The sequence below is a fragment of the Rhodococcus sp. A14 genome (assembly GCF_011603105.1).
Taxonomy (GTDB): domain Bacteria; phylum Actinomycetota; class Actinomycetes; order Mycobacteriales; family Mycobacteriaceae; genus Rhodococcus_F; species Rhodococcus_F opacus.
This window is the reverse complement of the sequence record NZ_JAAOQS010000009.1, coordinates 76,709-96,925: the sequence shown is the minus strand read 5'-3', so window position 1 is coordinate 96,925 and position 20,217 is coordinate 76,709. Positions and strand designations below refer to the sequence as shown.

Annotated in this window: 20 protein-coding genes; 8 read left to right on the top strand and 12 right to left on the bottom strand. The window is 68.4% G+C overall.

The genetic code is table 11. The features are described 5' to 3' along the window. Nucleotides 1–18: 18 nt before the first annotated feature. Nucleotides 19–1,176 carry an acyl-CoA dehydrogenase family protein gene (locus G9373_RS07775; protein ID WP_167114549.1) on the bottom strand — a complete coding sequence of 386 codons (1,158 nt, stop codon included), beginning with the start codon at nt 1,174–1,176 and terminating at the stop codon, nt 19–21. A 331-nt stretch (nt 1,177–1,507) separates the two neighbouring features. Between G9373_RS07775 and G9373_RS07770 the strand changes: the two genes are divergently transcribed. The 5 genes from G9373_RS07770 (at nt 1,508) to G9373_RS07750 (ending at nt 7,129) form a co-directional block, all read left to right on the top strand. Then, a complete protein-coding gene (locus tag G9373_RS07770; protein ID WP_005251536.1) occupies nt 1,508–2,836 on the top strand; it encodes an MFS transporter in 1,329 nt (442 codons plus the stop codon). Between the two features lie 84 nt (nt 2,837–2,920). Beyond that, entirely contained in the window at nt 2,921–4,054 is a 1,134-nt protein-coding gene (locus tag G9373_RS07765) for a thiolase family protein (RefSeq protein WP_120660479.1), read from the top strand. Nucleotides 4,055–4,088: 34 nt separating this feature from the next. After that, nucleotides 4,089–4,853: an SDR family NAD(P)-dependent oxidoreductase gene (locus tag G9373_RS07760; RefSeq protein ID WP_120660480.1), complete on the top strand. Its 765-nt coding sequence runs from the start codon at nt 4,089–4,091 to the stop codon at nt 4,851–4,853. A 17-nt stretch (nt 4,854–4,870) separates the two neighbouring features. Beyond that, on the top strand, nt 4,871–6,520 hold the full coding sequence (locus G9373_RS07755) for an AMP-binding protein (protein WP_005569544.1): 1,650 nt from the start codon (nt 4,871–4,873) through the stop codon (nt 6,518–6,520). A 177-nt stretch (nt 6,521–6,697) separates the two neighbouring features. Then, complete coding sequence (locus G9373_RS07750; protein WP_120660481.1) at nt 6,698–7,129, top strand: hypothetical protein; 432 nt, start codon at nt 6,698–6,700, stop codon at nt 7,127–7,129. Here G9373_RS07750 and G9373_RS07745 read toward each other — a convergent pair. Continuing rightward, nucleotides 7,098–7,922 carry an enoyl-CoA hydratase-related protein gene (locus G9373_RS07745; RefSeq protein WP_005569548.1) on the bottom strand — a complete coding sequence of 275 codons (825 nt, stop codon included), beginning with the start codon at nt 7,920–7,922 and terminating at the stop codon, nt 7,098–7,100. The two genes, G9373_RS07750 and G9373_RS07745, sit on opposite strands and share 32 nt — an antisense overlap. Before the next feature lie 270 nt (nt 7,923–8,192). Between G9373_RS07745 and G9373_RS07740 the strand changes: the two genes are divergently transcribed. Beyond that, nucleotides 8,193–9,155: a nitronate monooxygenase family protein gene (locus G9373_RS07740; RefSeq protein ID WP_120660482.1), complete on the top strand. Its 963-nt coding sequence runs from the start codon at nt 8,193–8,195 to the stop codon at nt 9,153–9,155. Here G9373_RS07740 and G9373_RS07735 read toward each other — a convergent pair. From G9373_RS07735 to G9373_RS07715, 5 genes are read right to left on the bottom strand one after another with little or no spacing between them, the layout of a single operon-like run. Further along, entirely contained in the window at nt 9,137–10,021 is an 885-nt protein-coding gene (locus tag G9373_RS07735) for a LysR family transcriptional regulator (RefSeq protein ID WP_005573573.1), read from the bottom strand. The genes G9373_RS07740 and G9373_RS07735 overlap by 19 nt on opposite strands. A 12-nt stretch (nt 10,022–10,033) precedes the next feature. Next, the gene (locus tag G9373_RS07730) at nt 10,034–10,912 is read right to left on the bottom strand and encodes a LysR family transcriptional regulator (RefSeq protein ID WP_005573574.1); all 879 of its coding nucleotides are present in this window, start codon (nt 10,910–10,912) and stop codon (nt 10,034–10,036) included. A 47-nt stretch (nt 10,913–10,959) separates the two neighbouring features. Further along, nucleotides 10,960–11,721 carry a crotonase/enoyl-CoA hydratase family protein gene (locus G9373_RS07725; protein ID WP_005573575.1) on the bottom strand — a complete coding sequence of 254 codons (762 nt, stop codon included), beginning with the start codon at nt 11,719–11,721 and terminating at the stop codon, nt 10,960–10,962. A gap of 12 nt (nt 11,722–11,733) precedes the next feature. Continuing rightward, nucleotides 11,734–12,777 carry an MBL fold metallo-hydrolase gene (locus tag G9373_RS07720; protein ID WP_005573577.1) on the bottom strand — a complete coding sequence of 348 codons (1,044 nt, stop codon included), beginning with the start codon at nt 12,775–12,777 and terminating at the stop codon, nt 11,734–11,736. Continuing rightward, nucleotides 12,774–14,342 (bottom strand): long-chain-fatty-acid--CoA ligase, encoded by a 1,569-nt coding sequence (locus G9373_RS07715; protein WP_043793507.1) that lies wholly within the window; start codon nt 14,340–14,342, stop codon nt 12,774–12,776. Before G9373_RS07715 ends, G9373_RS07720 begins: the two co-directional genes overlap by 4 nt. Nucleotides 14,343–14,509: 167 nt before the next feature. On the opposite strand from G9373_RS07715, the gene G9373_RS07710 reads away from it, so the two are divergent. Beyond that, nucleotides 14,510–14,875: a metalloregulator ArsR/SmtB family transcription factor gene (locus G9373_RS07710; RefSeq protein ID WP_005254240.1), complete on the top strand. Its 366-nt coding sequence runs from the start codon at nt 14,510–14,512 to the stop codon at nt 14,873–14,875. Nucleotides 14,876–14,883: 8 nt separating this feature from the next. Then, nucleotides 14,884–16,080, top strand: a complete 1,197-nt coding sequence (locus tag G9373_RS07705) for a CaiB/BaiF CoA-transferase family protein (protein ID WP_043793516.1) — start codon at nt 14,884–14,886, stop codon at nt 16,078–16,080. Nucleotides 16,081–16,134: 54 nt separating this feature from the next. Here the strand turns inward: G9373_RS07705 and G9373_RS07700 are convergent, their stop codons facing one another. The 5 genes from G9373_RS07700 to cbiQ all read right to left on the bottom strand — a co-directional run bounded on the left by G9373_RS07700 (nt 16,135) and on the right by cbiQ (nt 20,215). Further along, complete coding sequence (locus tag G9373_RS07700; protein WP_005251571.1) at nt 16,135–16,563, bottom strand: hypothetical protein; 429 nt, start codon at nt 16,561–16,563, stop codon at nt 16,135–16,137. A 191-nt stretch (nt 16,564–16,754) separates the two neighbouring features. Continuing rightward, a complete protein-coding gene (locus tag G9373_RS07695) occupies nt 16,755–17,357 on the bottom strand; it encodes a hypothetical protein (protein ID WP_037203198.1) in 603 nt (200 codons plus the stop codon). A gap of 180 nt (nt 17,358–17,537) precedes the next feature. Continuing rightward, entirely contained in the window at nt 17,538–18,608 is a 1,071-nt protein-coding gene (locus G9373_RS07690) for a methyltransferase domain-containing protein (protein ID WP_005573583.1), read from the bottom strand. A gap of 51 nt (nt 18,609–18,659) precedes the next feature. Further along, nucleotides 18,660–19,454 (bottom strand): ABC transporter ATP-binding protein, encoded by a 795-nt coding sequence (locus G9373_RS07685; RefSeq protein ID WP_005573585.1) that lies wholly within the window; start codon nt 19,452–19,454, stop codon nt 18,660–18,662. After that, complete coding sequence (gene cbiQ / locus G9373_RS07680; RefSeq protein WP_005254234.1) at nt 19,451–20,215, bottom strand: cobalt ECF transporter T component CbiQ; 765 nt, start codon at nt 20,213–20,215, stop codon at nt 19,451–19,453. Before cbiQ ends, G9373_RS07685 begins: the two co-directional genes overlap by 4 nt. Between the last annotated feature and the right edge of the window lie 2 nt (nt 20,216–20,217).

The window sequence follows — 20,217 nt, the reverse complement described above, 5'->3', positions numbered from 1 at the left end:
TACTGTTGGTGTGTGGGGTCAGAGGCCGAGATCCTTGGCGATGATCGTCTTCATGACCTCGCTCGTGCCGCCGTAGATGCGGGAGACGCGGGTGTCCGCGTACAGACGCGCGATGGGGTACTCGAGGATGTAGCCGTACCCGCCGTGCAGTTGCAGGCACTTGTCGATGACCCGGCCTGCGGCCTCGGTGCAGAACAGCTTCGCTTTCGCGGCATCCGCGACCGTGAGTTCGCCGGCATCGTGCAGTTCGAGCGCGCGGTCGGCCATCAGCTGGATCGCCTCGACCTCGGTGGCGCACTCGGCGAGCACGAACTTGGTGTTCTGGAACGCCGCGACGGGCTTGCCGAACACCTTGCGCTCCTTGACGTACGCGATCGCGTGCTGCAGCGCGGCGGCCGCGGTGGCCGACCCGCCGAGCGCGATGGAGAGGCGTTCCTGGGCGAGGTTGTGGGTGAGGTAGCTGAAACCGGCCCCCTCGTCGCCGAGGCGGTCCGCCACGGGCACCTTCACGTCGGTGAACGACAGTTCGGCGGTGTCCGAGGCCTTCAGCCCGATCTTCTCGATCTTGCGACCCACCGCGAAACCCTCGGACGTCGTGTCGACGACGAGGATCGTCAGACCCGCCCGGCGGTCTTCGGGCGTGCTGGGCGCGGTGCGGCACACCACGAGGATCCGGTCGGCGAGCGCGCCACCCGTGATGAACGTCTTCGCGCCGTTCAGGACGTAGTGCGACCCGTCCTCGGACAGCTTGGCCGACGTCGCGATGTTCGCGAGGTCCGAACCGGTGCCCGGCTCGGTCATCGCGATGGCGAACATGATGTCGCCGGACGCGAATCCGGGGAGCCATCGCTGCTTCTGCTCGTCGTTCGCGTACTCGAGCAGGTACGGCAGGATCAGGTTGGTGTGGACGGAATAGCTGCCGAACGTGACTCCGGCGGCCGCCGTCTCCTCACCGACCACCGCGGCGAATTTGAAACTCTTCTCACCGGCGCCGCCGAACTCCTCCGGCACCTGGATGCCGAGCACCCCGAGCTCCCCGAGACGACGGTAGAAGTCGCGCGGGGGATGCCCTTCGCCCTCCCACTCGTGGTGGACGGGTGCGACTTCCTTGGCGATGAAGTCGCGGATCGTCTTCCGGAACGCGTCGTGATCTTCGTTGAACACCGTACGCTGCACGGGTCTTCTCCTTCGAATTACAGTGCGTAACTGCCTGGTACGCCCTTGCCGATGATCATCTTCCGAACCTCGGACTGTTCGTCGGATCGAACGTCCGGGCGAGGCGGCTCATGGGATGAGAATGCCCGATTCGGCGGGGCCCGGCTAGGGGCGTTCGGCTATCGGTCGGATAGCGCACTCCAATGCACACCAGGCTCCTCGAATCCGCCGACTCATAGGCAGACGTAGCCGGTGCCTTCGCCGAGTGCGTATTGATCGCGGGCACCCCGGTACGTTCAATGAACCGTGACACTGTGACCCACGCCACCACGCCTTCCGAAGGGATCACCACGTGACCCGCTCCACTGCCATCCTCGACCGGACCGTCGCCATCGGTTCCGAGTCCCGCAGCCGCGCTTGGGGCCTGACCGGGCTCCTCGTGCTGCTCTACGTCGTCAACTACGCAGACAAGGCCGTCCTCGGCATCATCGCCCAACCCCTCGCCCACGAGCTGGGACTGAGCGCCTCGCAGATCGGGCTGGTGGGAAGCCTCTTCTTCCTGACCTTCACCGTCGGCGGGTTCTTCGCCGGCGCGCTGAACCGCTGGATGTCGCTGCGGTGGGCGCTGCTGCTGCTCGCGATCGCCTGGTCCGTCGCGATACTCCCGCTCGTGGTCGTCGCGTCTTTCGCGGTGCTGCTGGTCAGCCGCCTGCTGCTCGGGCTCGCCGAAGGTCCGAGTTCGGCTCTGCTCCACACGGCGGCGTACTCGTGGCACGCACCCGCCAAACGCGGACTGCCGAGCGCCCTGCTCGCCGGTGCCGCGTCCATCGCCAAGATCGCCGTCGCGCCTGCTCTCGCATTCGTGACCGTCACGTTCGGGTGGCGCTACGCGCTGGTCGCGCTGGCGGTCATCGGGGTCCTGTGGTGCGTCGTATGGCTGACCGTCTGGAGCGAGGGCCCGTACATTCGCAGCGGCAAGGGCGCCGATTCCGCGGCCTCCGGTGACGCGGGTGAACCGGCGGTGCCGTGGGGTCGCATCTTCCGGACCCGCACGTTCATCAGCGGCGCGCTTCTCGTCATGAGCGTGTACGCGCTGGTCGCCGTGGTTCTGACGTGGCTGCCCTCGTACTTCGAGGTGGGCCTCGGATACAGCCGACTCCAGGCCGGCTCGATGTTCGCATTCCCGAGCATCGCCGGGCTGATCCTGATGTTGCTCTCGTCCGTGATCGGCGACCGTCTGCTCGCACGCGGCTCGACGTCCCGCGTCGTCCGCGTCATCGTCCCCGCCGTCGGGGTGCTGATCTGCGGAGCGATCCTGCTGGCACTCCCGTCCATCACCGCACCCGCTGTCGCCGTCCTCGTCGTCTCCGTCGGCTACGGCTTCGCCGCGTCGGTGTTCCCGTTGCTCAACGCGGCGATCTCGGAGATCTGCCCGCCCCGTCAGACCGCGGGCACCCTGGGCGTCTTCCTCGCCGTCATGGCGATCGGCGGCCTCGTCGCCCCCTACGCGACGGGTCTGATCGTCGACGCGGCTGCCTCGCCCGCCGAGGGTTACGCCACCGCGTTCCAGTCGCTCGGCCTCGTCGCCGCCGTCTGCGCCGTCGGCGCCCTGGTCTTCGCGAACCCCGAGCGCGACAAGAAACTCGTCCGGGGCGACGCTGCGGACATAGGCACGAACTAACCCTGTGATCGGCCGAAAGTCGTTGTGCTGACGACATCGCCCGTGATTGATTCGAGTGACCCCCTCAGATCGAAGGAACACACCATGCGCGATGCAGTGATCGTCGACGCCGTCCGCACGCCCATCGGGCGGCGTGGCGGTTCCCTGTCCGGAATCCACCCCGCCAATCTGTCGGCGCACGTCCTCGAGGCCCTCGTGGCGCGCACCGGTCTCTCCCCGGAGGAGATCGGCGACGTCGTCTGGGGCTGTGTCAGCCAGGTGGGGGAGCAGGCAGGCAACGTCGCCCGCACCGCCGTCCTCGCCGCCGGCTGGCCGGAGACGGTTCCGGGCACCACGCTCACCCGGGCCTGCGGATCGAGCCAGCAGGCCGTGAGCTTCGCCGCCGCCGCCGTCATCGCCGGCCACGAGGACGTCGTCGTCGCCGGTGGTGTGGAGTCCATGAGCCGGGTTCCCATGGGCAGCGCGAGCAAGAACGGTGAACACTTCCCGGCGGCCGTCCTCGACCGGTACGGCGTCGACGGGTTCAGCCAGGGCACCGGCGCCGAGATGATGGCCGCGAAGTGGGGGCTCTCCCGTCAGGTGCTGGACGAGTACTCGCTGCGATCCCACGAGCTCGCTGCGCACGCCGCGGACCGGGGCGCATTCGACGGGCAACTCGCACCGCTCTCCGACGTCCTCGCCGGGGACGAAGGGATCCGCCGCGGCGGCACACTCGAATCTCTCGGCAAGCTGAAGACTGTGTTCAAGGAGGACGGCGTGATCCACGCCGGCAACTCCTCGCAGATCTCCGACGGCGCCGGTGCACTGCTCGTCACGACGAGCGAGAAGGCCGCGCAACTCGGTCTGACCCCGATGGCCCGCATCCACACCTGCGCCGTCGCCGGCGACGACCCGGTGATCATGCTGACCGGACCCATCGCCGCGACGGAGAAGGCACTGACCCGGTCCGGACTGAAGATCGACGACATCGGCGCGTTCGAGGTGAACGAGGCCTTCGCCCCCGTCCCGCTGGCGTGGCAGGCGGAGACCGGCGCCGCGACGGACCGGCTGAACCCGCTCGGCGGCGCCATCGCAGTCGGTCACCCGCTCGGCGGGTCCGGCGCGATCCTCATGACCCGACTCGTCCACCACATGCGGAACAACGGAATTCGGTACGGACTGCAGACCATGTGCGAGGCGGGCGGCCTCGCCAACGCCACCATTCTCGAACTTCTCTGATCCGACAACACTTTTCGAAGGGAACCCCCGCACGATGGAACTCAAGGGAATCTCGACCGCGGTCACCGGCGGCGCATCCGGTCTCGGACTCGCGACGGCACGCCGCCTCGTCGACGCAGGCGCTCAGGTCACACTCATCGACCTCCCGAACTCCGACGGTGAGGCGGCGGCGAAGGAATTGGGCAGCGCCGCCCAGTTCGCTCCCGCCGACGTCACCGATTCCGAGCAGTTCGCGGCCGCCCTCGACGTCGCCGACGACCGCGGTGGCCTGCGCGGCATCGTGCACTGCGCCGGGGCCGGCCGCCGAATGCGCATCCTCGACTCCGACGGCAAGGCAGGTTCCGTCGAGGACTTCGAGTTCGTGATCCGGCTCAACCTCGTCGGCTCGTTCAATGCCCTGCGCCTCGGAGCGGAACGGATCGCGCGGCAGGAGGAGATCGACGGCGAGCGCGGCGCGGTCGTGCTGACGGCGTCCGTCGCCGCATTCGAAGGCCAGATCGGCCAGATCAACTACACCGCATCGAAGGCCGGCATCGTGGGCATGACGGTCACCGCGGCCCGCGACCTCGCCAGCCGCAACATCCGGGTGTGCACCATCGCCCCGGGAATCATGGACACCCCGCTCCTCGCCCGGCTGCGCGACGATGTGCGCGCGTCGCTGGAGAAGTCGGTGCCCAACCCGTCGCGTCTGGGCAAGCCCAGTGAGTTCGGGCAGCTCGCCTGCCAGATCCTCGAGAACGGCTACCTCAACGGCGAGACCATCCGCCTGGACGGTGCCATCCGCATGGCACCTCGCTGACGAGTAAGGGACCGAACGTGAATTCTGCTGCACCGGTACTGCATTACCCCGACCTGACGTTGGCGGCGTTCCCGTCCGGCATGGCGGACCTGTACGGAGACAAGGCCGCGGTGGTCGACGGCGACACGGTGTGCACCTACCGCGAACTCGACCAGCGGTCGGGCGCGTTCGCCGCCGCCCTGCGGGACGCGGGGGTGACCGAGCGTGACGTGGTGCTCCTGCATCTCGGCAACTGCATCGAATTCGTCGTGGCCTACTACGGCGCACTGCGGGCCGGCGCGACCGTCACCCTGGTCAACCCGCTGCAGCCCGGCCCCGGCCTGCGCTCGCAGATCGTCGACACGGCGGCGGTCGCCGCCGTCACCCAGCCCGCACAACTGGACACCCTCACCGAGGCGGCGAGCGGCACCACCGTCCGCACCATCGTGGTGGCCGGACTCCCCGCGGGTGTCGGTCGCGGTCAGTTCGGGTTCGAGGAGTTCGTCCGCGGGTACGCCACCGCACCGTTCACCCCGAAGGTGTCCGGGGACGACGTCGCCCACCTCGCCTACACGGGCGGCACCACCGGGTTGTCCAAAGGTGTCCGGGTGCTGCACCGCAACGTCCTCGCAAACGTGACCCAGATGATCGCCTGGCGTGCGGGTCACGAGGTGCGCGCCACCGCCGACGGCGGGATCGAACTGCGACCCGTCGAGAGTCTCGGGGACCGCGGTGTGATGCCCGGCGCCGGAGCGACCGTCGTCGTGTCGCCGCTGTTCCACGCCCACGCGCTGATCAACATGTCGTTCCTGCTGCTGTGCGGGGCGACGCAGGTGTTCGCCGGACGGTTCGAGCCGGGCCGCATGCTGGAGTTGATCGAGACGCACCGCGCCACGTACATCACCGGCAGTCCGGCGATGTGGCATGCCGTCGCCACCCACCCCGACGCCGCCGTTCGCGACACCGACTCGGTGCGGGTCGTGTCGTCGGGTGCGGCGCCGATCGATCATGTGACCCTCGAGGCGCTGGGTCGGGCGTTCCCGTCGGCGAGCGTGGTCGAGGGGTACGGGCTGACCGAGGGCACCTGCCTGGTCGCCTCCGCGCCGTTGACCGGTTCCGTCGCGTACAAGCTCGGCAGCGTGGGGCTGCCGGTGTTCGACACGGAGGTGCAGATTCGTGCCCAGGACGACTCCGGTGCCCTACTGGAGGCCGGCACCCGCGGCAAGCTGTGGGTCCGCGGCCCGCAGGTCACGGACGGCTACCTGAACCATCCGGAGATCACGGCGCAGCAGTACGTCGACGGCTGGCTCGACACCGGCGACATCGCCTACCTGGACGAGGACGGGTACCTGTTCATCTGCGACCGCACCAAGGACATGCTGATCTACAAGGGCTACAACGTGTATCCGCGTGAGCTCGAGGAGATTCTGGTCTCGCACCCGGACGTGTCCTCGGCTGCCGTCGTCGGCAGGGAGGCCGGCAGCGTCGGCCAGGAGCCGGTGGCGTTCGTGGTGCCGATGCCGGACGTGACGATCGATCCGGATGCGGTGTCCGCGTTCGTCGCCGAGCGGGTGCTGCCGTACAAGAAGGTACGCGACGTCGTGGTGGTCGAGCAGCTGCCGACGTCGGCGGCCGGGAAGATCCTCAAGACGAAGCTGCGCGAGCAACTCGCCGCCGCGACGACCTAGCGTTTTCCTCCCGCTGGGTGGAAGCAACTCTGTGGGGCGCTCGCGCGTGGTGGCAGCAGAGCCTTCTCGCACGCCACGATGCACAGGTGCTCAACTGGTGGGCCGACGCCGACGAGTTCCTCACCACCCGGCGTCGCACCGTCTCCTGCTCGCCCGCGGATGTGGAGGCGATGACCGATGTTCAAGGTGACCAAGCTCGTTCACCTCGTCGCCGACACAGATGCCTCCACCGGTGCGGTGTTGGCCGGCCGATTGCGTGAGGCCGCTGCTCCCCGGGCTCGGCGCGTTCTCGTGACACCGGCCCTGCCCGGCGGAATCAACGGGGGAGACGTGATCGCGCACCTCCACGTCCGCACGATCGGGACCTCGCAGCTGAGCTGGGTGCACGAATCGGCCGGTTCCGCGCGGTGGACCCACGTCTGGGAGCAGGAGTACGCGAACCTGGACGGGCTGCTCGGGCCGTATATGACCCACCCTTATCACTGGGCGCACATAGATCGGTGGTTCGATCCCGAACGCGGGCCGCGGATCGTCACTCGGCTGTGCCACAGCTTCTGTGCGATCGACGGCCCGACGATCACGGTTGCTGCACCTGCCACTCCCCGCTGAACGCAGGGGGACGCTTCTCGATGAATGCGCGTAGTGCGGCCGGAGCGTCGGTTGCAAAATTGACCGCTTGCGAACGCGCCTCGTTCTCGAGTGCGTCCCGCAGCGACGACGTCGTGCCGTCCTCGATCAGTCGCGTCGACTGCATGACGGCCACCGTCGGTGCCGCCGCGAGACGGGTGGCGAACCGGGCGACCGTGGCGTCCAGTTCGTCCGGCTCGACGAGCTCGCTGACCAGTCCCAGCGCATCCGCCTGCTCGGCGTCGATCATCTCGGCGAGCATGACCAGACGTTTCGCGCGGTGCAGTCCCACCATGCGCGGCAGGAGCCACGAGCCGCCGAAATCCACCGACAGGCCGCGCTTGGCGAAGATCTGGCTGAACTGCGCGTCGCGCGAGGTGATGAGCAGGTCGCACAGCAGCGCCAGGTTCCAGCCGGCTCCCACGGCGTAGCCGCGAACCTTCGCGATCAGTGGCTTGGGGAACTCGGCGACTGCCAGTGCCGTCGCATTGATCTGACGCATGCGGTTCAGCGGGTGCATGGGTGTGCGCTTGTCGAGGTCTGCGCCGGTGCAGAAGTCGCTGCCTGCGCCGGTGAGGACCACGACGCGGGTGGCGTCGTCGAGGGCGAGTTCGCCGAGCGCCTCGCGCAACGCGATCCACGAGTCGAGGGTCATGGCGTTGCGCCGTGTGGGCCGGTTCAGGGTGATCGTCGCGACCGCGCCGTCCCGGCTGATCAGAACGTCGCGTTCGGCGGATTCGGTGCCCGTGTTCGAGGTGACGGTTTCGATGCTCATACGCGGCTCCAGACGTCGGCGCGGTTCTCGGCGCACGCCGGAGTGGTCGACGCCGTGCCGCCCAGCCAGTCGATCACCGGGGACGCTCCGCCGCAATGTCGTTCTGGGATACACCGGATGAGGTCAAACCTATGGTTACCGCCGAGCGTCATAGGTTCCGATTAACCGGACCATCGGCGATGTATCTTTGTCCACGCCCGGACTGCGTGCTGAACTGGTCGGTACCTGAAAGTGCTTGCATCAGAAGACTCCCCCTCATCAGGAGAACCGATGTCTCTACCCTCCGTGCTGTCCGATCGCCTGCGCCTGCCGGCTGTGGCCTCCCCGATGTTCATCGTCTCGGGTCCCGACCTGGTGATCGCCCAGTCGACGTCGGGCATCGTCGGATCGTTCCCCTCCCTGAACGCCCGCCCGCAGCCGGTGTTGCGGGAATGGCTCACCCGCATCACCGAAGCCCTCGCCAAGCACGACGCCAACAACCCCGAGACCCCGTCCGCGCCGTACGCGGTCAACCTGAACGTCCACCAGAGCAACGACCGTCTCGACGAGGACCTCGCCACCATCGTCGAGTTCCAGGTCCCGATCGTCATCACGTCCCTCGGCGCCCGCGCCGACGTCAACGAGGCCATCCACAGCTACGGCGGCATCGTCCTCCACGACGTCATCAACAACACGTTCGCGAAGAAGGCCGTGGAGAAGGGCGCCGACGGCCTCATCGCCGTCGCGGCCGGTGCCGGCGGACACGCGGGCACCCTGTCGCCGTTCGCGTTGATCCAGGAGATCCGCGAATGGTTCGACGGGCCGGTCCTGTTGTCGGGCTCCATCGCCCACGGCCGCTCGGTCCTCGCCGCGCAGGCCGCAGGCGCCGACCTCGCCTACATCGGCTCCGCGTTCATCGCCACCGAAGAGGCCGACGCGGACCAGGGCTACAAGCAGATGATCGTCGACTCCACCGCGTCCGACATCGTCTACTCCAACCTGTTCACCGGCGTGCACGGCAACTACCTGCGCGGCAGCATCGAGGCCGCCGGACTCGACTCGAACGACCTCGCCCACTCCGACCCGTCCGCCATGAGCTTCCGCGACGGAACCGCCAAAACGAAGGCGTGGCGCGACATCTGGGGGTCCGGACAGGGGATCGGCACCGTGCGCTCCGTGCAACCGACGGCGGAACTCGTCGACCGGCTCGTCTCCGAGTACGCCGCGGCAAAAAGCTACCTGCTCGCGCTGTAACCTTCCGCCCGCACGAGTTCGACGAACGCGTGCCCGACCGGGGAGAGCATGTCGGGATCGAATGCGAGCCCGAAGGTGCGGGCGATCGTCGGCTCCGCGCGGCGGACCACCGCACGGTCCTGGGCCGCCTCCGCGATCGACCGTTCCAGCAGGGTTCCGCCGATTCCCGCGAGCACCAGGGGAAGTCGCGCCTCGCGGTGATCGGACAGCGCCGCGAGGGTCGGGCGTGCCCCGGCGTGACGGATCGATTCCTCGATCTCGTTGGCGACGGAGTGGCCGCGGGGGACGAAGACCATCGGGATGTCGGGGAGTGCGGCGAGCGGAACGGGACCGTCCGGCACGTCGGTGCCCGGCGGGTACACGAGCCAGTACTCCTGTTCGCCGAGTTCGAGGACGTCCAGGCGGGCGTCGTCGAGCGGGAGGTGCGCCACCACGAATTCGCAGTGGCCGTCCTCGATCAGCGACCCGGCCTGTGCCTCGTCTTTCAATTCACCCAACCGGACCATCACCTTCGGGTGGGTCCGCCGGAATTCGGTGACGAGGTCGACGAGGGGCCCGATCGCCAACGCCGGAAACGCCATGATGTCCAGTCGGCCGGCGAGTGCCCCGTCGGAGGTGGCGAGGAGGTCCTCGACGGCGGTGACGTCGCGCAGGATCTGCCTGCTCGGCCCGACCATGCTGCGCCCTGCGGCGCTGAGCACCATGCCCCGGCCGATGCGGTGGAACAGTTGCACACCCAGTTCCCGCTCGAGCCCGCGCAGCGCCTGCGAGATGGTGGGCTGTGCGACGCCGAGCGACGCAGCGGCCCCGTTGATGCCTTCGTGTTCCACGACGGCAAGGAAATACTCGACCTGGCGCAACTCCATGTGCTCAGTTCCTCACTCGGGTGCCGGTGTTCGGGTGGACTGCGCGATCGCGACGAACGCCGAGGCCGCGGGTGATCCCGGACCGGACCGCTGCACGAGGCCGACGGGGCGGGTCAGCTTCGGCGTCATCGACCGGATCGAGACCCCGCGCAACTGTTCCTCGGCGACCAGGCGGGGGAGGACGGTGGCCCCCGCGCCGCGCATCACCAGCTCCCACGTGGCGCCCGGATGCGTGCAGTCGATGACGACGTTCGCGGGCTCGCCGACGAGATCGGAGATCAGCGCCGCGTCGCTCTTGTCCCCGAGATCCTGAACGAGCGGAATGTCGCGGACGGCCGAGCGGGGCACCGGATCGGGAAGGGTCTCGGCGAGGACGCCGGGCAGGGCGAGTACCAGCTCCTGGTCGCCGATGGGAACCGAGCGCAGCGCACTGTGGTCGACGGACAGGTCGATCACCCCGAGCTCGGCCTCGCCGCGGCGCAAGGCGCCGAGGACGCCGGTGGGACCGTCGGCGTCGATGATGCGGACCGTCACCCGGGGGTACTGCTCACGGAACCGGCGCACCAGGTCGACGATCGGATCGATCGAGAACGCCGCGTAGGTGACGACGTCGACGCGGCCGGACACGAGTTCGCGCACGGCGGCGACCTTGGCCTTGGCCCGCTCGACGTCGGCGAGGATGCGCCGGGCGGCGACGTCGAGGGTACGACCGTCCTCGGTCAGCTCGAGACGCCGCCCGGTGCGGTCGAACAGGGTGACACCGAGGCGGCGTTCGAGTGTGCGGATCGCCTGCGAAAGCGACGGTTGCGAGATGTAGAGGGACTGTGCGGCCCTGGTGATCCCGCCGTGATCGACTACCGCGACGAAGTAGGTGACGAGATGCAGGTCCACGCGGTCATCGTACGGAAGCCGTGATGCGGGCTGCGCCGATCACGCGGCTAGCGGCCACGCCACACCGGCGGGCGCTTCTCCGCGAACGCGCGCGCACCCTCCTGGGCGTCCTCGGAAGCGAACACCGGATCGAGAAAGCGGCGTTGCCCGGCGAACGCGTCGGGATCGGTGTAGTTGGCGGACATCGCGACGACCTGCTTGGTGGCGCGCACCGCGAGGGGACCGTTGGCGGCGACCCGTGCCGCCAGTTCGCGGGCGGTGCCGAGGGCCTGCCCGGGCTCGGTGAGCCGGTTGACCAGTCCATGCGCGTGCGCCACGTCGGCGGTGAGGGGATCGCCGGTGATCGCCATCTCCATCGCGATCGGGTACGGCAGCACCTTCGGCAGTCGCAGCAGACCGCCTGCGGCGGCGGCGAGCCCGCGCTTGACCTCGGGGATGCCGAACTTGGCGTCGCGGGCGGCCACGATCAGATCGGCCGACAGCGCCAATTCGCAGCCGCCGGCCAGCGCCCAGCCCTCCACCGCGGCGATCAGCGGCTTCGTCGGCGGGGCCTCCGTGATGCCGCCGAAGCCACGGCCGGGCAGCGACGGCCGCTCCCCGCGGGTGAACGCCTTCAGATCCATGCCCGCGCAGAACGTTCCCCCGGCGCCGGTCAGGATCGCGATCGTCAGGTCGGGCCGCGCCTCGAACTCGTCGATCGCGGCGGCAAGCGCCTTGGCGACCTCGAGGTCGACGGCGTTCTTCGCCTCCGGCCGGTTCAGGGTGATGACGGCGACGCCATCGGAGAATTCGGTGAGAACCACGCTCATGGGGTGTCTTCCTTACGGTGTCGGGGTCCAGCGTTCGGGGTGCCCGCCGAGTGAGCGGATGCTCCCGCGGTCGGCCAGAACGAGCAGGTGGGCATGGGTTTCGCGGACCGCGAGGCGGAGCAGGCGGTCGGACATGGATTCGAACGGCCGCGACCACGAGATGTGGTGCGAGATCTCCCACGCCGTCGATTCGGGGTGCACGCCCAGAGTCTGGACGATCTCGGCGAAGCGTTCCTCGTGATGACCCATCAGTTGCCGGGCACGGTCGGCGATCCCCCGGAAGCGGTACTCGTGGGCCGGCAGCACTTCGCCGTCGGGCATGGAGGTGGTGGCGTGCAGCGACAGCAGGTAACGGTGCAGCGGGTTCTCCAGCTCGCCGGGGACCGTCGAGATGTTGGGACTGATGCGCGGCAACATGTGGTCGCCGCTGAACATCAATCCGTGGGTGTCGTCGACGAAGGTCAGATGACCGGGAGTGTGCCCCGGGGTCCAGACCGCCCGCAGATCCCAGCCGGGCAGGTCCAGGGGAGTCCCGTCACCGAGCACGATGTCCATGGATTCGCCTGCCCCCAGCCGAACGAGATCGACGCGGGCGGCCGCGAGGATGTCGGTGGGCGCCCCGAGTTGGGCGAGCTGGGTGTTCCACAGTTGTTCGTCGGCGGTGGTGTCCTCCGGCGAATGGTGGCCGAGCAGTGCGGCATCCGCGCTGTGCATCGCGAGCGCGGCCCCACTGACCTCCCGCAGCCGGGGCGCAAGACCGAAGTGGTCGGGATGCAGGTGGGTGACGGCGGCGTACCGGACGTCGGTGACGTGGTGCCCCGTCTGGGCGATGCCGTCGACGAGGGCTCGCCACGACTCCTCGGAATCCCAGCCCGCGTCGATCAGGGCGAGGCCGTCGGGCAGCGCGAGCGCGTAGATCAGGACGTAGCGCAACGGGTTTCGCGGCATCGGCACCGGGATCGACCACAATCCGGGGCGTACCTGCTCGACCGGCGGCAGGACGCCGAGGGCCCACGCCTCGCGCTGGACGGTACCGACGTCTTCGGTGACGATCACGACGGCACCTCCGTGGCGCGGAGCCCCTCGCGCAGGGTGCGTTTGAGGATCTTGCCGCTCGCTCCTCGCGGAAGTTCGGCGACGTAGACGATCTCCCGCGGCTTCTTGTACGACGCGAGCCGGGCGGCGGTGAACGCGATCAGGTCCTGCTCGTCCGGTTGGTTCGACGGATCGACGAGCCGGACGACCGCCGTCACGGACTCACCCCACGTCCGGTGCGGCACGCCGACCACCGCCACCTCGGCCACCGCCGGATGCTCGGCGAGCACCGATTCGACCTCGATCGGGTACACGTTCTCGCCTCCCGTGATGATCATGTCCTTCACCCGGTCGGTGACGAACAGGTAGCCCTCCCCGTCTATGTGCCCGGCGTCGCCGGTGCGCAGGAAACCGTCGGGGGTGAGCAGTTGCGCGGTCTCGTCCGGCCGCCGCCAGTAGCCCGCGACGTTGTTGCGTGAGCGGCACACGATCTCCCCGGACACGCCCACCGGAAGCCGGGCGCCGGTCACCACGTCCCGGATCTCGACCTCGACACCGGGCATGGGCTTGCCGGCGGAACGCAGCAGGTGCGCACGGAGTCCGGACGGGTCATGGTCCTCTACAGCGAGGGCGGTGACCGAGCCTGTCGTCTCGGTCATGCCGTAGCGCTGCACGAATCCACAGCCGAGGCGATCGATCGCCCGCCGGAGCAGAGTGGTGGTGATCGGCGCCGAACCGTAGGCGACCAGTTCGAGGCCCGACACGTCGTAGCGGTCGAGGTCGGGCACGTCGAGGAGCATCTGAATGGTCGACGGAACCAGGAAGGCGTGGGTGATCCGATGCCGTTCGATGAGTTCGGCGACCCGCCGGGCGTCGAACGCGCCGAGCAGCACCACGTGGACGCCCGCCGACAGACACGTGCTCAACCAGCCGGCACCCGCGATGTGGAACAGCGGCATGGCGTCGAGCGCCACCGAGCCGGGCTTCCAGCGGTAGATCAGCAGGCCCTCCGGCTCGTTGTGCAGGTTGCGATGCGTCGCCACCACGCCCTTCGGGAAACCCGTCGTGCCCGATGTGTAGAGCTGCAGCACCTCGGCGTCGGGGTCGTCCCCGAGACCCGGATCGGTGGCGGTGCCCGAAGTGACCAGCCGGTCCCACGTCCAGGTGCCGCGCGGAAGAACGTCGCCGTCGGCCGCGTCGACGACCACCACGACCACACTCGGGAGCGCGCCGCGAACGGCGTCCGCGGCGGCAGCGAATTCGGATTCGACGATCAGCACCTGGAGCTCGGCATCGACCGCGATCGCGGCTGCCTCGGCCGCCGGGAGTCGCCAGTTGAGCGGGACGAACACCAGCCCCGACTTGGCGGCGGCCACGAACGCCTCGACACCCTCGGTGCGCATCCGGAGCAGTGCCCCGACCCGGCCGCCGTCGGAGGTCAACGCCGACAGCGCGGTTGCGATCCGATTGGTCCGCCAGTCGAGCTCCGCGTACGTCAGCGTGGTGTCACCGCACGTCACTGCCGGTGCTCCGGGCCGCTCTGCGGCATGGTGCCGCACACGCTGGGGTAGATGCAGACCGCTCACATCACGCTCCTCGATGACTCGTCGACGCCGCCGGGAACCGGGTGACGCGTGCTGCCAGTCGACCACCCGCGTGAGTGCGGAAACAAAGTCACAGAGCCGAACGGACAGTGAGGAATCGCCTATGGATGCCCGACCGAGTGGCCTCGCGGCGTTTGTAGACTGGCGTGATGGCCGCCACCCCCGCCCTGAACCCCGAGGATGTTCAGCGTGCTGCGGCGGCACTGCACACCCCCGACATCGACGGCTGGGCCAACCGGTTCGAACTGCTGTCGGACGGCAACCGCCTCCGACTGCTGCTGTGTCTGCACCACGCCCCCGACATCTGCGTCGGCGACCTGGCCGCGGCACTCGACATGACCGGCACCGCCGTTTCGCACGCTCTGCGACTGCTCCGCAACCAGGGGTGGGTGTCGGCGACGCGGGACGGTCGCTCGATGCGGTACCGGCTCACCGACGACACCGTGCACGAACTGCTGCACACGATCGGGGCCACGCACTACCACAATCACACGGGGGCCGAAGAGAAAAGGTGAATCCCGACATGGAGAACGACCCCGGACTGCTGCCGCTCGACGGCATCACCGTCGTGGCACTCGAGCAGGCCGTGGCCGCCCCGCTCGCCACCCGCCATCTCGCGGACATGGGCGCGCGGGTCATCAAGATCGAGCGCGTCGGCGAGGGCGACTTCGCCCGCAACTACGACGACGCGGTGTTCGGGCAGGCGTCGCATTTCGTGTGGCTGAATCGGTCGAAGGAATCGCTCGGCGTCGACCTGAAGTCCGAGGTGGGCCGGGACACCGTCGCGAAGCTGATCGCGAAGGCCGACGTCTTCATCCAGAATCTCGCCCCCGATGCCGCCGACCGGCTGGGGTTCGGCGCCGACGAGTTGCGCGCCGAGCACGAGGAACTGATCGTCGTGAACATGTCCGGCTACGGGTCGGCGGGGCCGCGGCGCGAACGCAAGGCGTACGACATGCTGGTCCAGGCCGAAACGGGGATGATCTCGGTGACCGGCACCCCCGACACCGCGACCAAGACGGGTGTCCCGGTGTCCGACATCGCGGCGGGAATGTATGCGATGACGTCCGTCCTCGGCGCCCTGTTCCGGCGGTCGCGCACCGGAGTGGGGGCGCGGATCGACGTGTCGATGTTCGACGCGACCGCGGAGTGGCTGGGCCACCCGATGTACATGAAGATGTACGCCGACAAGCAGATCCCGCGTGTCGGGCTCGGTCATGCGGCGATCGTCCCGTACGACTCGTACCCGACCCTCGACGGACAGATCCTCATCGGTGTCCAGAACGACCGCGGGTGGCGGCAACTGGTGACCGACGTGTTCAAGCGACCAGAACTCGCCGACCATCCCCGGTTCGCGACCAATATGCTGCGTGTGCAGCACCGCGCCGAGGTGGACGCCCTCGTCGCCGAGGAGACTCAACGGTTCACGAGCGCGGCTCTCGACCAGGCGCTCGCGGACTCCGGGATCCCGGCGGCGGAGCTCAACGACATGGGCGGGTTGATCGACCATCCGCAGCTGGATCAGCGCGACCGCTGGCGTGACATCGGAACCGAGGCCGGGCCGATCAGGGCGATGCTGCCCCCGATGACGTTTTCCGACGTGGAGATGCGGATGGGTGACGTGCCCGCGCTCGGCGCGCACACCGATCGGATCCTCGGTGAACTGGGCTGGTCGGCGGAAGATATCGCGACGATGCGTGACCAGGGCGTCGTCGGCTGACGACGCGCCGCAGCCCCGGCCCGAGTGAGGCCGGGGCTGCAGCTCGCTCTTCGCTCAGGGTGTGGCGAAGAACTGCTCTACGGCCGGCTGTGCGTTGGGATTACCCACACCGATGCCGATGACGGCGCCGGCGATGGTGCCGACCACTGCGCCGACGATGCAGCCGGCGATGAAGTTGGGGAAGATCGACACGCACCCGATGGCCATGCCCACGTTGGAACCGATCGCCATGCCCTGCAGGCCCGCGTTGTTCCAACCGGTATTGATCTCGTTGGTCATCTTGTCGAAGGCGTCCTGTTTCACTTCGTTCTCCGGGAAGAACTGTTCGGCCACCTGGCTGCTGCCGCCGTCGGCCGCAGGAGTCATCAGCGGCTGTGACCAGTCGATTCCCTGAGGTGCGGGATCGGCATACGCAGTGCCCGCCCCGACGGCCATCGCGGAGACGACGAATATGGACAATGCCAGAGTTTTCAAGAGTTTCATGGAAATTCCCACCATGTCGTAGGACGAACACGGCCCCCACCTGAGTGCACCGAACATCGTTGTGCGTGGACCATATTCGCTGGAAAACCGGAACGGCTACATGCATATGTGGGTGCGCGGTGATGCTCCCCGTGTGCGAACTAACCCATAGCCCTCCCGAAATCGTCTTCGGAGTCGGACGGAAAGCCCCGCTACGGGGTTCCGAGGAATTCGTAAACCGCTGGTGGCGCAGCGGGGTTCGCGTTGCTGATACCCGTGACGGCGCCGATCGCTGCGCCTACCGCGGCACCGGGGAGGCACCCGCCGAGGATGAGGAAGATGCACCCGACGACGAATCCGATGCCTGCGCCGATCGCGGTCGCGGTCCCGCCGCCGTTGTTCCAACCGATCTGCAGCTGCTCGACCATGTTGTTGTACGCCGAATCCCTGTCGACCGGGGTGAGGGCGAGGGTTCCCGCGACAGGGGTCGTCGTGGGTGTCAGGTTCAGGAACCGGCCGGCGTCGGTGATGAGCGGATCGATCGCGAACTGCACACCGGCGATCGAATAGCGCAGGGGGATCGTGCCCACCGGGGTGCCCGAATCGTTGACGATGTCGACGGCGGCGGCCGTCCGCGACAGGGTGAAGTGCCCGGCGTCGAGTGCCGTACCGACCGATCGGCCGTCGGCGCTCAGGCTGGTGTGCGAGATGACGGCCTGGTCGGCGGGAGTGGGGGCGGCATACGCGGTACCCATTCCGACACACAGGGTGGCGATCAGCAGCGCTGCCGGTGCTGTCACTCTATGCAGTTTCATGGTGTTTCCCATGCGTAGTAGCGGATGACAAACGACAAATCTGGTTCGACCTGGCGCTTCACTTGCCCCGACCGGCGAAAGCGTCCGTAACCTGCCTACTGCAGACATCTTCCCCCTTCGGATGCCTCAGTTTTCGGCCTTTCCGCAAAATACGTGCGTATCGGGGTGGCGGTGCAGGGATTACACCGTGAGCCGGTAGAACCGGAAGAACCCGAAATCCTCGATGGGAAGGATGTCCATGGTGCCGAAACCGGCCGCCTCGGCGTAGCTGCGCAATGTGCTCGGGCGCATGACCGTTCCGGTGCCCGCGCTGGGTGTGTGGTTCATGCCGTCGGGAAGACACACGGTGAGGCTGAATCCGTACATCAGCCGCTCGACGTCGCTTCCCGGCGCGGAGAACTCGTCGTCCACCGCCTCGTCCATCACGATCATCGCGCCACCGGGAACCAGGGCCTTCCGAACCGCGGACAGTACATCGACGGGCGCCGGCATGTCGTGGATGCATTCGAACGCGAACGCCGCGGTATAGGTGCTTTCGGGAATTCCCGCCGCATCCGATTCGGTGATCGTGATCCGATCGGCGACATCCGGCCGCTCGCGCACGTTGGACCTCGCGAGTTCGACGGTCGCGGTGTCGATGTCGTAGCCGTGGAGTCTGGCGTCCGGGTAGGCGCGCGCGAGTGCGATCGTGGACCACGCGCCGCCGCATCCGATGTCGGCGATGGCGGCGCCGGGCGTCCGCAGCAATGCGTCGACCTCGGGAACCGATGCCAGCGCACCGGGAAGAACCTGCTCGTACCACGGCCGATTCATGTCGGCCTGCGACTCACGGGCATCCGTGCCGTACTGCGCCCATCCCACACCGCCGCCCGTGCGGTACGCCTCCAGCAACGCGGGCATCTGCGTGGTCGCGGCGACGAAGATCCGCGCCAGCGGTGCAAGATAGTTGAGACTCTGCTCGTCGGTGAGCACTTCGGCGGCGCCGGCCGGAAGCGTGAACGTCCGCGGCTCCGAGTCGTCGACCGTGAGAAGTCCCGACACGGCCTGCTGTTCGAGCCACTCCCGCGCGTACCGCGGGTGGGTGGAGGTGCGTTCCGCCAGTTGGTCCGCGGTTGCCGGACCTTCCGACGCGAGACTGCGGTACCAGCCGAGCCGGTCACCCAGATGGACGGCGAGGAGGTCGATCGCCCCGAGCGATGCGTCGAAAATGCGCTGGGACACGGCCCCGGCGTCGGCTTCGGGTATGGACATCGCGGACCTCCGGTAGGAGTGCGGGGCGAAGCTTCGTCTCCCCATCGTGGGCTACCCGATCGGCGGTGTCACGGATCGTTCGCCGGGCGAATGAGGGTCGGTCGCGGGAAGCCGGAAACCCCAGGGCAACTCGAGGCGATGCTCGGCGAGCAGCGCGGGGTCGCCGAGCAGTTCCAGGATCGGACCGTCGGCCACCAGGTGTCCCTCGTCGAGGATCACGGCGCGCGTGCACAACTGGGCGGCGTACGGCAGGTCGTGCGTGACGAGCAGGTGCGTGGTGTCGATACCCAGGAGGACGTCGGCCAGTTCGCGTCGGGCGACGGGGTCGAGATTGCTCGACGGCTCGTCCAGCACGAGGACGTCCGGGGCGCATGCGAGAACGGTCGCCAGCGCGACGCGGCGGCGCTGACCCACCGACAGGTGCGCGGGATTGCGACCGGAATGTGCCGTCATGTCGACGGCCGCCAGCGCGTCGTGCACCCGCTCGTCGAGTGCGGTCCCGGTGATCCCGAAATTGACCGGACCGAACGCGACGTCCTGTGCGACGGTGGGCATGAACAACTGGTCGTCGGGGTCCTGGAAGACAATGCCGACGCGGCGCCGGACCTCCCGCACCGTGTCCCGGGACGCTCCCCGCGACAGCTCCAGCCCGCCCACGGTGACGCTGCCCTCGGTGGCCGTCAGAATGCCGTTGAGGTGCAACATCAGTGTGGTCTTCCCGGCCCCGTTCGGACCGAGAACGGCTACCCGCTCACCGGGTTGCACCGTGAGATCGATCCGGTGCAGCGCGGCCCTGCCGTCCGGATACGCGAACGAGACGCCCTCGAGACGCACGGCCGCGGTCATCGGAGCACCCACGCCGTGACACAGATCCCCACCGCGCACACTGCGGGCACGAGCCCCGCCCGCCACAGTGCAGCGGTCGCAGGCGGCGCCCCGACAGTGGGAACCGAACCGGTGAAACCCCGCGACAGCATGGCCAGGTGGACGCGCTCGCCGCGCTCGTAGGAACGCACGAACAATCCGCCGACGCCACGGGCGGTGGCACCGATCTGCCGGAACGTCCGCGGGTCGTCGCCGCGGGAGAGCCGGGCGGTGCGCATCCGCTCGACCTCGGCGGTGAGCAGATCGAGGTAGCGCAGCATCAGCACGACGATCGTGGTGAGCATCGCGGGCACGCGCAGCCGCGCCAAACCCAACGGCAGGTCCCGGGCCGGCGTCGTCGCGGCGAGTGTCAGCGAGACCAGGACGCCGAGAGTGCCCTTCACGAGAATGCCCCAGGCCGCGTAGAGGCCCGCGACCGACAGCGACAGTCCGAGGACGGTGACGCGTGCGCCGCCCTCGGCGAACGGCAGGAGAAGTGCGAGCGTCACGAACGGCAATTCGATCAGCATCCGCGGTCCGATCCAGTTGAGCGGAATGCCGGCGATCCGCCAGATCACGAGCAGGATCGCCAGATACCCGGCGAACGCCCAGAACGCCTCGCGTGGTGTCGCGACCACCGCGAAGACGAAGACGACGGCGCAGACGATCTCGACCTCGGCCGGCAGCCGGTGCAGGGGTGACGTGCCGTCGAGGTAGAGCGGATGGGCGTGACCGGCTCCCACGG